At 65.6% G+C, this 12,188-nt stretch carries 12 protein-coding genes; 3 read left to right on the top strand and 9 right to left on the bottom strand.

Translation table 11 applies throughout. The annotated features are described in order from the left end of the window. Positions 1 to 46: 46 nt before the first annotated feature. The 7 genes from HV765_RS05690 to HV765_RS05660 form a co-directional block, all read right to left on the bottom strand. Positions 47 to 529: a YbaK/prolyl-tRNA synthetase associated domain-containing protein gene (locus HV765_RS05690; protein ID WP_054421673.1), complete on the bottom strand. Its 483-nt coding sequence runs from the start codon at positions 527 to 529 to the stop codon at positions 47 to 49. 78 nt (positions 530 to 607) lie between these two features. After that, a complete protein-coding gene (locus tag HV765_RS05685) occupies positions 608 to 1,339 on the bottom strand; it encodes a response regulator transcription factor (protein WP_054421676.1) in 732 nt (243 codons plus the stop codon). A 217-nt stretch (positions 1,340 to 1,556) separates the two neighbouring features. Beyond that, the gene (locus HV765_RS05680; protein WP_175169067.1) at positions 1,557 to 3,050 is read right to left on the bottom strand and encodes an efflux transporter outer membrane subunit; all 1,494 of its coding nucleotides are present in this window, start codon (positions 3,048 to 3,050) and stop codon (positions 1,557 to 1,559) included. Between the two features lie 6 nt (positions 3,051 to 3,056). After that, a complete protein-coding gene (locus tag HV765_RS05675; protein WP_054421682.1) occupies positions 3,057 to 4,202 on the bottom strand; it encodes an ABC transporter permease in 1,146 nt (381 codons plus the stop codon). Continuing rightward, positions 4,199 to 5,179: an ABC transporter ATP-binding protein gene (locus HV765_RS05670; RefSeq protein WP_175169066.1), complete on the bottom strand. Its 981-nt coding sequence runs from the start codon at positions 5,177 to 5,179 to the stop codon at positions 4,199 to 4,201. Before HV765_RS05670 ends, HV765_RS05675 begins: the two co-directional genes overlap by 4 nt. Next, positions 5,176 to 6,141 (bottom strand): HlyD family secretion protein, encoded by a 966-nt coding sequence (locus tag HV765_RS05665; protein ID WP_054421686.1) that lies wholly within the window; start codon positions 6,139 to 6,141, stop codon positions 5,176 to 5,178. Before HV765_RS05665 ends, HV765_RS05670 begins: the two co-directional genes overlap by 4 nt. Next, entirely contained in the window at positions 6,138 to 6,872 is a 735-nt protein-coding gene (locus HV765_RS05660) for a TetR/AcrR family transcriptional regulator (RefSeq protein WP_175169065.1), read from the bottom strand. The genes HV765_RS05665 and HV765_RS05660 overlap by 4 nt, the downstream gene beginning before the upstream one ends. Before the next feature lie 164 nt (positions 6,873 to 7,036). Between HV765_RS05660 and HV765_RS05655 the strand changes: the two genes are divergently transcribed. The 3 genes from HV765_RS05655 to HV765_RS05645 all read left to right on the top strand — a co-directional run bounded on the left by HV765_RS05655 (position 7,037) and on the right by HV765_RS05645 (position 9,571). Continuing rightward, positions 7,037 to 8,086 (top strand): NADP-dependent oxidoreductase, encoded by a 1,050-nt coding sequence (locus tag HV765_RS05655; RefSeq protein WP_175169064.1) that lies wholly within the window; start codon positions 7,037 to 7,039, stop codon positions 8,084 to 8,086. A gap of 11 nt (positions 8,087 to 8,097) precedes the next feature. After that, on the top strand, positions 8,098 to 8,778 hold the full coding sequence (locus tag HV765_RS05650; RefSeq protein ID WP_175169063.1) for a type 1 glutamine amidotransferase domain-containing protein: 681 nt from the start codon (positions 8,098 to 8,100) through the stop codon (positions 8,776 to 8,778). 166 nt (positions 8,779 to 8,944) lie between these two features. Next, a complete protein-coding gene (locus tag HV765_RS05645) occupies positions 8,945 to 9,571 on the top strand; it encodes an HD-GYP domain-containing protein (protein WP_054421695.1) in 627 nt (208 codons plus the stop codon). 53 nt (positions 9,572 to 9,624) lie between these two features. Here HV765_RS05645 and HV765_RS05640 read toward each other — a convergent pair whose 3' ends face one another. Next, a complete protein-coding gene (locus HV765_RS05640; protein WP_175169062.1) occupies positions 9,625 to 11,220 on the bottom strand; it encodes a glycerol-3-phosphate dehydrogenase/oxidase in 1,596 nt (531 codons plus the stop codon). 105 nt (positions 11,221 to 11,325) lie between these two features. Continuing rightward, positions 11,326 to 12,144 (bottom strand): DeoR/GlpR family DNA-binding transcription regulator, encoded by an 819-nt coding sequence (locus HV765_RS05635; RefSeq protein WP_217483338.1) that lies wholly within the window; start codon positions 12,142 to 12,144, stop codon positions 11,326 to 11,328. Positions 12,145 to 12,188: the final 44 nt, after the last annotated feature.

The following is a 12,188-nucleotide window of genomic DNA, read 5'->3' as shown; positions in this document are numbered from 1 at the left end:
TTCAGAGTGGGCGACATCGTGGCGGCGACATCATGGTGGGGGGGCTTCAGGCCTTGATCAGCGGCGCCACATCGGGCGCGGCCAGCCGGAAGTAGTCTTCCGTGTTCAACAGAATGGACGCGTCCAGGCGGCCGGCGTTGAACACGATTTCATCGTGGCGTAAGCGCAGGGTGGGGTCCACCAGCAAGTGCAGGTCGGGGTTGAAGGAAAAGGGCGGGATGGCGCCGATCTCGCACCCGGTCAGTTCGCGCGCCAGGTCTTGCGAGGCCAGCGACGCCTTTTTGCCGCCCGCGGCGCGTGCAATGGCGTCCAGGTCGGCCTGCTGGTCGGCCGGAAACACGGCCAGCACGTTCTTGCGAACGTTGGACGAGATCTTCACCCGGCAGACCAGCGCCTTGGCGCCCTGGCTGACTTCGGTGCCGCGTATGGCGGCAACTTCCACGGATCGGCCCGCCGCCGCGTGTTCGATCAGGCGGTGGCGAACCTGGTGCTGGGCGAGCAGGGCTTGAAGGCGTTCAAAGACTTCCATGGCGGCAATAGAAAGGTGGACGGACGGGGGCCGCAATTCGCGGCCCCGCACGTCGCATGATACGCCCGCCAGCGGCGCTCAGATGTCTCCGGTGAAGGCATAGCCCCAGCCCCAAACGGTGCGGATGGGCAGCTCTACGTTCACGTCCAGCGCCTTGCGCCGCAAGCGGCTGACGACGACGTCGGTGCGGCGGACGGATTCGCGCCCGGCTTGCGGGTCCACGCCCGGCGGGTCGCTGCGCGGCAAGCGTTTGTCGGCGGACGCCGTGAGCTTGAGCATGAACTCGCGCTCGGCCAAGGTCAAAGACAGCCGCGTGCCTTGCGGGCTCACCAGCGTCCAGGCGGCGTCGTGGAATTGCCATTTTCCCGGCGCATCGGCGATGACCGGCGCGGCGGGCACGACGCGCGGCTCGATCTCCGGCACGAGCGGGCGGCGCCCCGTGGCCGGAACGCGGCGCACCAGCGCCTGCAATGCCGCGGCGATTTCGGCGGTGGCCACGTCGGGTTGAAAGCAGGCGTCGGCGCCGCAATGCAGCCCCAGGATGCGGTTTTCAGGCGTGTCGAAGGTTGAGACCGCAACAATGCCGGCGGTGGTGTCCATGGCGCGCAGACCTGCGACGGCCATACAAAGGTCGGTTAATTCGGCTTCCATCACCAACAAAGGCGTGCGGCGCGCCTGGAACAGGCGGAACAGGCCATTGGAGTCCTCACAGCGTCGAGGCGAAAATCCCATGCCAGCCAGTGCGTCGCTGCGGCGCACTCGTTGGTCGGGATCGGGAGAGAAGACGATCAGGTCTAGTAGGTCATTCATGAATCGTAGTGATCTGTGCAGCTTGAGCGCATGCATGATGCTACGGATACCACCATTTCCCAAACGTCGCACAACGCCACTTTCGTACCCGAATTCTCAGACATGATTGCGGGCCATCTGCTACGCGCGGGCGGGGTGCGCACGCCTGATCGGGTCGAACATTGTTTGAATCAGAGAAAGGTGCCACCCCTCTGACTCGGGGTTGAACGCGCGGGCGCTATCGGGTTGCAGTGGCGGGCGCAGCATCCGCGGGTTCGTTCCACCAGCCGCCGCCCAGCGCTTGCAGCAGCGCTGCGGTATCCGCATAGCGCGCGGCATCCGCCTCGGTGCGTGCAATGCGCGTTTGCAGCAGCTGGCGCTGGCTGTCCAGCAGGCTTTGATGGCTGATGCCGCCGGCTTGATACCGGCCTTGCGCGATGCGTTCGGCGTCCTCGGCGCGGCGCCAGGCCTGGTCATAGGCAGCGAAGGCTTCGCCGTCGGTTTGCACGGCGCGCAGCGCATCGGCGACTTGGCGAAAACCATCCAGCACGGTCTGCCGGTACGACGCGGCAGCCGCTTCATACGCGGCTTCGGCCGAGCGTTTGCGTGCCCGAAGTTCACCGCCGCGAAATAAGGGTTGCACCAATCCCAGCCCCAGGTTCCACACGTTCACGCCGTTGCCAATATCGCCCACGCTGGTGCGTTGCGACCCAAAACTAGCCGTTAATGTGAACTGCGGATACTGATTTGCCGTGGCCACGCCCACATCCGCGGACGCTTTATGCCACAACGCTTCGGCGGCCAGAATGTCGGGCCGCTGCCGTGTCAGGGCGGACGGCACGCCGGTGGGAACGTCGGCGGGCAGCGTCAGGTCGGCCAGGCGCAACGGCGGCGTCGTCAGCGCAGCGGGCGGCAAGCCCAGATAGACGGCCAATTGGTGCGTGGCCTGCGACAACTGCTTATCCAGTGGCGGCAAGGTGGCGCGCGTTTGCGCCACCAGCAATTCCTGATTGCTCAAGTCCGCCTGCGCGACGCCGCCCGCAGCCACGCGTTGCCGCATGATGTCTTGCTGACGCAGCTGCGCCGCCAGCAATTCGCGGGTGGCGGCCAGCCGTTCGGACAAGTCCGCCTGGCGGATCGCGGCGGTGACCACGTTGGCGGCCAGCGACATCCGCGCGGCCTGCCATTCGTGCGACTGATAATCCACTTGCGCGGCCATGCCTTCCAGCGCGCGGCGGTTGCCGCCAAACACATCCAGCGTGTAGGACACATCAATGGACGCGTTGTAGAGCGTGAACGGTGGCGGCAATTCGGCAACGGGCACGCCATAAGCGGACGGGTCCACCTTCTTGCGGGCACCCGACAGGTTGGCGTCAACCGATGGGGCCAGGCGGCCGCCCGTCTCGGCGTCCAGATCTTCACTAGCCTGGCGCAGCCGCGCGCGTGCTTCATCCAAGGTGGGGCTGGCGTCGAGCGCCTGGCGCACCAATTGATCTAGCGCGTCGGAATGAAAAAGCGTCCACCATTGCGCGGGGATATCGGCGCCGGGTTTTAGTTGCTGTGCGCCGCTCGTTGTGGCGCTGTCTTGCGCGGAGTACGCCGCCACATCCGGTGCGGCGGGCGTCTGAAAATCAGGCCCCACCGCGCATCCGGAAACCAGCAGCGCAAGCAGGCTCAGCGCCGCCAGGGGTGGGCGCTGGTGCGGTAAAGAAAAAGGTGGGGGCAGGGACATGGCGCGTCAATCCAGGGTTCGGCGATAGAACTTCACGGCAAGGGTCATGACGACGGCGGTGAACAGTATCAGCGGCCAGATGCTGGGCCACAGGTCCCACCAGCCGTTGCCTTTGAGCAAAATGCCGCGGATCAGCCGGTTGAAATGCGTCAGCGGCAGCAGGTTGCCCAGGTACTGCGCCCACATTGGCATGCCCTGAAACGGGAACATGAAGCCGGACAACAGCATGTTGGGCAGGAAATAAAACATGGTCAGCTGCATGGCTTGCAGCTGGTTCTGCGCCAGCGACGACAGCGTGATCCCCACCGTCAGGTTCGCCGCCACGAACAGCAGCGCCGCCATATACACCGACAACAGGCTGCCCAGAATCGGCACATGGAACACAAAGTGCGCGGCCAGCAAAATGATGGTGGCCTGGATCAGGCCGATGGCGATGTAGGGCACGATCTTGCCCGTCATCACCTCAAGCGGGCGCACCGGCATGGCCAGCAGGTTTTCCATCGTGCCGCGCTCGCGTTCGCGCGTCATGGCAAGGCCCGTCATCATCACAAGCGTCATCGTCAGGATCACGCCCATCAGGCCCGGCACGGTGTTGTATTGCGAGATCTGCTCTTCGTTATAGAGCTGGTGCACGCGCACGTCGAAGGCGGGTTGCCCGCCCGCCAGTCCGGCAAGCGGCCCCGTCAGGTCCTTCTGCGCCACGGCTTGCGTCAACTGGGTCGCCGCGCCAATCGCCATGCCGGTGGCCATGGGGTCGGTGGCGTCGGCTTCAATCAGCAACGCGGGGCGCTCGCCGCGCAATAAGCGGCGCGAGAAGTCTGGCGGGATCGTCACGACGAACAGTACACGGCCTTGCGCCAGCGCCGCGCGGCCGGCTTCCTCGTTGTCCAGTTCTTCGGTGATGTGGAAATAGTCTGACGACTTCATCGCCGCGATGAAGCTGCGCGTGAAGGGGCTGTGGTCGGCGGTGATGACCGCCGTGGGCATCTGCTTGGGGTCGGTATTGATGGCGTAACCGAACAACGCCAGCTGCATGATGGGCAGGCCCACAATCATGCCGAACGTGATGCGGTCGCGGCGCAGTTGCAGGAACTCTTTGAGCACCATGCTCCACCAGCGCGACCACGAAAAGCCCTGCAAATGGCGCATCATGGCGGGCTCGCGAAGTTGTCGGTGGACCGGTTCATCAAATAGATGAAGACGTCTTCAAGACTGGTGTCGATGCGTTCCAGCCGCAGGTCCTGGCCGTCGATGGCCTGGCGCAGCGTGCGTTCCAGCAGTTCGGCGTCGCGGCCGCTGATGTGCAGCGCCGAGCCGAAGGCGACGGTCTGGTCTACGCCCGGCGCGCCGCGCAAGCGCTTGCCCAGCGGCACCAGGTTATGGCCGTGGATGGCCCAGGTGGTCAGGTGCTGTTCGGCAATCACTTCGTCTGCCGTGCCTTGCGTCAGCAGACGGCCATACGAGATATAGGCCAGCTTGTGGCAGCGCTCGGCTTCGTCCATGTAATGCGTGCTGACCAGCACCGAGATGCCGCGCGCCGCCAATTCATGCAGCTGTTCCCAGAAGTCGCGGCGCGCTGTCGGGTCCACACCTGCGGTGGGTTCGTCCAGCAGCAGCAGACGCGGTTCGTGCAGCAGGCAGGCGGCCAGCGCCAGCCGTTGCTTCCATCCGCCCGATAGCGACCCCGTCAACTGTTTGGCGCGGCTTTGCAGGCCCAGCTCTTCCAGCGCGCGGTCCACGGTGTCGTTGCGCTGCGGCATGCCATACATGCGCGCCACGAAGTCCAGGTTTTCGCGAATCGTCAGGTCATCCCAGTACGAGAATTTTTGCGTCATGTAGCCCACATGCCGCTTGATCTCGGCGCTTTCGCGCAGGATGTCGAAGCCCAGGCAGGTGCCGCTGCCCGAGTCGGGCGTCAACAGGCCGCACATCAGGCGAATGCAGGTGGTCTTGCCGCTGCCGTTGGGGCCAAGAAAGCCGAAGATCTCGCCTTCCTGCACGCGCAGCGACACATCGTTGACGACGTGCTTGTCGCCAAAATGCTTGTTCAGCCCATGCACGTCGATGACGGCGCGCCCGGGGTCGGGCACGGCGCTGGGGGCGGGGCGGGCGTTGTCCGGCGCGTTCATTGCAGCGTTGCCTCAACGGGCTGGCCCGGATGCAGGCGCGTGGCGGCGTCGGGAGTGGGGCGCGCTTCGACCATGTACACCAGCTTGCTGCGGTTTTCGCGGCTGTAGATGACGGGCGGCGTGTACTCGGCCTGATTCGACACGTAGTCGATATGCACGGGTATCGGGTCGCCGCAGCCGTCGCAGCGCAAGGTGGCCTGCTGGCCGACTTTCAATGCGCCCACCACCGTTTCCGGCACGAAGAAGCGCACCTTGATGTTGCCGGGCGGAAGCAGGCTGACGACGGGGCTGCCGGCGGGCACCCATTCGCCCACGCGGTACATCGTGTCAAACACCTGGCCTGCCGCCGGGGCGCCCAGCTGCTTTTGCGCCAGCGTCCATTCGGCTTGGGCGAGTGTGGCGCGCGCGGCATCGACCTGGGCGGCCTGCGCGCGGCGCTGATCCTGCCGGCCGGGCAGGTTGGCCACTTCCAATTGCGCGCGCAGTTCACGCACGCGGGCGGCGTCCGACTGCGCCTGTTCGCGGCTGTCGTCCAGCTGCGCGCGCGCAATCCCGCCGATGCGGAATTGCGCGGCGTCGCGTTGCAGTTGTGCGGCCGAGCGGCGGCTGGCGGCTTCGGCCTGCGCTAACTGCGCGCGGCTCACATCCACTTCTTCCGGGCGTTTGCCGGTGGCGATGTCTTCCAGCTGCGCGGTGGCCGCCGCCAATTGCGCGCTGGCCTGATCGCGGGCCGCGCGTTCGCGCGTGGCCTCCAGCGTGAACAGCGGCGCGTCGGCCGCCACCTGCTGCCCGCGCTTGACGGCCAGCGCATCCAGCCGGCCGGCCTCGGACGAGGCCACATACACGTAATCGCCTTCGACATAGCCTTGATAGAAGGGATGGCTGTCGTTGCCGCAACCGGCCAGCAGCAGCAGCGCCAGCGTGGGCAGGGAACAATGCAACAGCGGGCGCGGCATGCTCATGGTTGGCATTCCTGGGGGGCGGTGGTGGGCGGGGCGGGCGGCGAAAACAAACCGCCAGTCAGCATGGCGATGGCGTGGGCGGCGATGGCGCGGGTGTCGATCGCTTGCGCTTGCGCATCGCCTTGCCAGATGCGGCGCCACAGGTTGGACGTGGCAAGCGGCAGCAAGGTCAGGCCAAGAATGGACAGGAACACCAGCCGGGGTTCCACGCCCGGCGTGATCCCGCCCTGGCCCTGGGCTTGTGCAATAAGCCCCGCAAACACCTGCAAGCGTTCTGACGGCAGATGGGGCAACACGCGTTCGCGCAACTGGCCCCCTTCGTTGACGACTTCATGCATCCACAAGGCGGGCAGCCACGGCCGTTCGGTGGCGCTCTGCACGATGCGGTTGACGATTTCAACCAGGTAGCGGCGTGCGGCGGCGGCGGGGTCCGCGTTCGTGTCGCCTGCGGATTCCGCCATCAACGGCACCGGCGCCCACACGAAGCCGATCACCGGCAACACCCGCTCCTGCACCACGGCATCAATCAACTGGTCGCGGCTCTTGAAGTAGTAATGCAGCATCGCCGGCGTGACGGCCGCAAGCTGGGCGATATGCGAAATGGTGGTGGCCGCCACGCCTTGGGCGGCGAACAGGCCCGTGGCGATGTCGAGCAAGTTGGCGCGCATGGCGGCGTTGTCGGGGCGCACGGGGCGGCCGGGACGGCGGGGGGTGGAAGAGGGCGAAGACATGGGCCGTAGTTTAATTAAGTATTTAATTAATTAAAAGGGGAGCAAGCGCCAGGGTTACAAAACAGTGCGCGGGGCTTCGATGGTGTAATGGGTCGTTCCCCATCTTGCCACCCGGGCCTTGCCCGCAAGACCCGGGCGGCTTCCCCCCGTAGGAGGCTGGATTCATGTCGCAATCACCGTCGATCAACCGCCGTATCGTGCTTGCCGCTCGCCCGCATGGCGAACCGGCAGACAGCGATTTCCGTCTGGAAACAGGCGAAGTCCCGAAGCCCGGCCCCGGCCAGGTGCTGCTGCGCACCGTGTACTTGTCGCTGGACCCTTACATGCGCGGCCGCATGAGCGATGCGCCGTCCTACGCCGAGCCCGTGCAAGTGGGGCAGCCCATGGTGGGCGGCACCGTCACGCGCGTGGTAGCGTCGAATCATCCTGATTTCCCGGTGGGCGAATGGGTGCTGGCCCAGTCCGGCTGGCAGGACTACGCCTTGTCCGATGGCGCGGGCCTGCTGCGCTTGGGCGCCAAGCCCCAGCATCCGTCGTATTCGCTGGGCGTGTTGGGCATGCCCGGCTTTACCGGCTACATGGGGCTGCTGGACATCGGCAAACCCAAGGCGGGTGAGACCGTTGTCGTGGCTGCCGCCAGCGGCGCGGTGGGCGCGGTCGTGGGGCAGATCGCCAAAATCCACGGCTGCAAGGTCGTGGGCATTGCGGGCGGCGCGGACAAGTGCCGCTATGTGGTTGATGAGCTGGGCTTTGACGACTGCCTGGACCACAAGCTGCCCGATCTGGCCGGCCGCCTGGCGCGCGCCGTGCCGCAAGGCATTGACGTGTATTTCGAAAACGTGGGCGGCGCGGTGTTTGATGCGGTGCTGCCCCTCTTGAATCCGCGTGCGCGCGTGCCGGTCTGCGGCCTGATCTCGGCCTACAACGCCACCAGCCAGCCGGAAGGCCCCGACCGCCTGGCGCTGCTGATGCGCACCATCCTGACCAAGCGCCTGACGTTCCAGGGCTTCATCATCTTCAACGAATACGCGCATCGCTATGGTGAATTCCGTGACGCGATGGAAGGGCTGATCCAGCAAGGGCGCATCAAGTATCGCGAGGACGTGGTTGAAGGCCTGGAGAACGCGCCGCGCGGCTTGATGGGCCTGTTGAAGGGCGAAAACGCGGGCAAGCGCATTGTGCGCGTCGGCCCGGACGAGCAACCCGCAGCTTAAGGACGCACAACATGAAAATCCTGATCGTGCTGACTTCCCACGACACGCTGGGCAACACGGGCCGCAAGACCGGCTTCTGGCTAGAGGAGTTTGCCGCGCCGTATTACGCGTTTGTCGACGCGGGCGCGACGGTGACGCTGGCCTCGCCGCAAGGCGGCCAGCCGCCGCTGGACCCCAAGAGCGATGACCCCGACGCGCAGACGGACGACACGCGCCGTTTTCGCCAGGATGCCGAGGCCCAGCGCCTATTGGCGTCCACCCGCCGCCTGGCCGAGGTGCAGGCGGCGGACTACGACGCGGTGTTCTATCCGGGCGGCCACGGCCCCTTGTGGGACTTGGCGGAAGACGCCAAATCGGTGGCCTTAATTGAAACGATGCTGGCGGCGGGCAAGCCGGTATCGGCGGTGTGCCACGCGCCCGGCGTGCTGCGCCACGCGAAGACCGCTGATGGCAAACCGCTGGTGCAAGGCCGCCAGGTCACGGGCTTTTCCAACGCGGAAGAGGCGGCGGTGCAACTGACCGACGTGGTGCCGTTTCTGGTGGAAGATGAACTGGTCCGCTTGGGCGGCGTGTACAGCAAGGGGCCGGATTGGCAGCCCTATGTGGTCAGCGATGGTTTGCTGGTTACGGGGCAGAACCCGGCATCGTCAGTGGGAGTGGCGCAGGCCTTGCTGGCGCGGCTGAAGAACTGATAATGGCCTGAAATCGTTGCCAGCTGGAGCGGGGCGGCGGCAAAGGCAGCATCTGCGCCGCTTGCCGGGTCATTGCTCTGTTTGGGTTGAAGTTCGGCACACTGTGTCAGAATTGCTACTTTCTGACACAAGCGTGCCTCTCCGTTGCAGCGGCGCGCCTTCCCTGATGCCTCCCGACGTACCCGAAAACTCCGAAGGTTCCAGCGGCTGTCATGCCGCCGCAGGTTCCTGCGAGGCCGCGCTGTTTGCGGCCATGAAAGCGCGTGATCTCGCCACCGGCCGCCACTGCGACCGCGTGGTCGCCTTAAGTGTGGCGCTGGCCCAAGCCTGCGGCCTGAGCGAATCCGAACAAGCGGCCGTTGCCGTCGCCGCCCGCCTGCATGACGTGGGCAAGATCGGCACCCCTGACCGCGTGCTGTTTTCGCCGAACCGGCTGGAAGCGGAAGATTGGGAAATCATGAAGGGGCATGCCGCAACCGGCGCCGACATCATCATGCACAGCGCCATGCCGCAGCGCGATCTGATCGCGCTGGCGGTACGGCATCATCATGAACATTTCGATGGGTCGGGCTACCCGGCCGGGCTGTCGGGACACGATATCCCGATGCTCTCGCGCATTATTTCGCTGGCCGATTCCTACGATGCGCTGGGCGATACGCGGCCGTACCATCCTGCTCGGTCGCACGCCGAGATCATGCGCATCCTGAATCGCGAAGCGGGGTCAAAATGCGACCCCGACATGCTGCGCGTGTTTGAAGCGATGATTCTGATCAGCCCGTTGCGGGTGCCGTGAATGACAGGCGGTAGTTATAGGCGCTAACTACAGGCGCTAACTACAGCCGGTAATTACAGCCTGTACTTCGCCGCCACCACGGCCAGATCTTGCAGCGTGCGTTGCTGCCACGCTGCGTCGTGGCCCAGTTCTTCGGCCAGGATGCGCGCCACTTCCGGGGCGGCCAGCATTGCGGCTTCGCTGTCCAGGAACAGCGCGCGGTTGCGGCGCGCCAGCACGTCTTCGGCGCTGCGCGCAAGTTCAAAGCGCGCCGCGAAACGCACGTGCGCTTCGGTCAGGCCGCTGGCCTTGATCAGCATGCGCTCGGCGCCCGGCAAGGCCTTCAGCGTGGCCAGATCGCTGCCGTAATAGCTGTCCGGCGTGCCCGCGTGTTCTTGCGCAGGCGACAGGCCCGACGCGCCATGCAAGGGCAGGGACTCGGTGCGGCAGGTGGCTTGCGTCAGCAGCTGATGCTGAATCGCCGTGTCCACCACGTCTTGCGCCATGCGGCGGTAGGTCGTCCACTTGCCGCCCGTTACCGTCACCAGCCCGGCGTTGGACACCAGAATGGTGTGCTCGCGCGACAGCTGCTTGGTCGACGCATCGCCCGTGGCCTTGACCAGCGGACGCAGACCCGCCCAGACGCTGGTGACGTCATCGCGCGTGGGCTTGCGGCTAAGGTAGCGCGCGGCCGTGCTCAGAATGAAGTCCACATCCTGCGCGCCCGCTTCCGGGTCCAGCGGCAGATCGTTGCGCGGCGTGTCGGTCGTGCCGACGATGGTGTGGCCGTTCCATGGCACCACGAACAGCACGCGGCCGTCGTCGGTTTTCGGGATCAGGATGGCGCGCTTGCCCGGCAGGAAATTCTGCGGCAAGGTCAGGTGCACGCCCTGGCTGGGCGCCACCATGGTCTGCGCGTTCTTGTCTTCCATGCGGCGCACGGCGTCCACCCAGACGCCCGTGGCGTTGATCACGCAGCGCGCGCGCAGCGAAAAGCTGGCGCCGCCGATCACGTCTTGGGCAGTCACGCCGTCCACCTTGCCGTTGCTGGTGGTCAGGCCCGTGGCGCGCACGTAGTTCACCGCCGTGCCACCCAGATCGAACAGCGTGCGCATCAGGCTCATGGCCAGGCGCGCGTCATCGAACTGGCCGTCGTAATACAGCACGCCGCCCTTCAAACCGCGGCCGTTGACCTTTTCAGCCAGCGTCGGCGCGTTGGCCAGCGTGTCGCGGCGCGACAGCCAGCGGCTGGGCGCCAGGTTCAGCTTGCCGGCCAGCATGTCGTACATCTTCAGGCCGATGCCGTAGAAGGGCTGATCCAGCAGGTTGTAGGCCGGCACCACAAAGCCCAGCGGCCACACCAGATGCGGCGCGTTGCGGTTGAGCAGGCCGCGTTCGTGCAGCGCTTCGCGCACCAGGCTGACGTTGCCTTGCGCCAGATAGCGCACGCCGCCGTGCACCAGCTTGGTGGCTTTGCTGGACGTGCCTTTGGCGAAGTCGGCGCCTTCGATCAGCAGCGTGCGAAACCCGCGCGAGGCGGCATCCACGGCGGTGCCCAGGCCCGTTGCGCCGCCGCCGATGACGATGACGTCCCAGGACGGCGTGTTGTCCAGCGTGGACAACAGGCGGTTGCGATCGGGCGGGGTGACGTTGGCTAGCGGTTGGTTCATAAGTTGTTGCGGCAAAGCCGCCAATTAAATTCGGGTGGATTCGTGCGGGGCGTCAGTGGCGGGCGGGTGGCCCGGGTCTGGCGCTCCCGGGTCTGGCGTTCACATTCAAGCGGGGGTTGCCGAGGAGGTCGTCGTGACGGTTGCGCCAGCCGGATTCGGGGCCGCCGCAACGTCGCAGCGCACGCCGGAATCCAGCAACACTTGCGCCAGCGGTTCCTGCGGATGCGCGTCGGTAAAGAAACGGTCGATCTGCGAGATATGCGCCAGTTCCACCATGGCCTGGCGCTTGAACTTGCTGCTGTCTGCCGCCAGCCAGACCTCGCGCGATTGCTCGATGATGGTTCGCGCCACGCGCACTTCGCGGAAGTCGTAGTCGCGCAGCGTGCCATCGGCTTCGATGCCCGAAATGCCGATCAGCCCGATGTCCACCTTGAACTGGCGGATGAAATCCATGGTGGCTTCGCCGACGATGCCGCGGTCGCGCGACCGCACCACGCCGCCCGCCACGATGACTTCACAGTCCGGGTTGTCAGACAGAATGTCCGCCACATGCAGGTTGTTCGTGATGACGCGCAAGCCGCGATGGCGCAGCAGGGCGCGCGCGATGGCTTCGGTGGTGGTGCCAATGTTCAGAATCAACGAACAGCCGTCCGGCACGGCGCGCGCCACGGCTTCGGCAATGCGCTGCTTGCCGGCCGCGTGCAGGCCCTGGCGCTTGCGGTAGGCAATGTTCTCGATGGTGGACGCTTCAATGCGCACGCCGCCATGGAAGCGCGACAGCAGGCCGGCTTCCGAAAGGATGTTCACGTCCCGCCGCACGGTTTGCAGCGTGACGTCAAAGCGTTTGGCGAGTTCTTCGATCGTGGCCGAGCCTTGGGCTCGCACCATTTCGACCAAGGCGCTCTGTCGTGGATTTAATGTCATATGCGAATGATAAAACAACAAAAGCGAAAAATAATGCCGCACTG

Source organism: Achromobacter kerstersii, assembly GCF_902859595.1.
GTDB classification, from domain to species: domain Bacteria; phylum Pseudomonadota; class Gammaproteobacteria; order Burkholderiales; family Burkholderiaceae_B; genus Achromobacter; species Achromobacter kerstersii.
This window is presented reverse-complemented; position numbering and strand designations above follow the sequence as displayed.

Excerpts from the sequence above, each read along its gene's own strand:
- HV765_RS05685 (WP_054421676.1), bottom strand. The coding sequence starts at position 1,339 with ATGAATGACCTACTAGACCTGATCGTCTTCTCTCCCGATCCCGACCAA.
- HV765_RS05670 (WP_175169066.1), bottom strand. The coding sequence starts at position 5,179 with ATGAACGCGCCGGACAACGCCCGCCCCGCCCCCAGCGCCGTGCCCGAC.
- HV765_RS05650 (WP_175169063.1), top strand. The coding sequence starts at position 8,098 with ATGAAAATCCTGATCGTGCTGACTTCCCACGACACGCTGGGCAACACG.
- HV765_RS05640 (WP_175169062.1), bottom strand. The coding sequence starts at position 11,220 with ATGAACCAACCGCTAGCCAACGTCACCCCGCCCGATCGCAACCGCCTG.
- HV765_RS05680 (WP_175169067.1), bottom strand. The coding sequence starts at position 3,050 with ATGTCCCTGCCCCCACCTTTTTCTTTACCGCACCAGCGCCCACCCCTG.
- HV765_RS05690 (WP_054421673.1), bottom strand. The coding sequence starts at position 529 with ATGGAAGTCTTTGAACGCCTTCAAGCCCTGCTCGCCCAGCACCAGGTT.
- HV765_RS05660 (WP_175169065.1), bottom strand. The coding sequence starts at position 6,872 with ATGTCTTCGCCCTCTTCCACCCCCCGCCGTCCCGGCCGCCCCGTGCGC.
- HV765_RS05665 (WP_054421686.1), bottom strand. The coding sequence starts at position 6,141 with ATGAGCATGCCGCGCCCGCTGTTGCATTGTTCCCTGCCCACGCTGGCG.
- HV765_RS05655 (WP_175169064.1), top strand. The coding sequence starts at position 7,037 with ATGTCGCAATCACCGTCGATCAACCGCCGTATCGTGCTTGCCGCTCGC.
- HV765_RS05635 (WP_217483338.1), bottom strand. The coding sequence starts at position 12,144 with ATGACATTAAATCCACGACAGAGCGCCTTGGTCGAAATGGTGCGAGCC.
- HV765_RS05645 (WP_054421695.1), top strand. The coding sequence starts at position 8,945 with ATGCCTCCCGACGTACCCGAAAACTCCGAAGGTTCCAGCGGCTGTCAT.
- HV765_RS05675 (WP_054421682.1), bottom strand. The coding sequence starts at position 4,202 with ATGATGCGCCATTTGCAGGGCTTTTCGTGGTCGCGCTGGTGGAGCATG.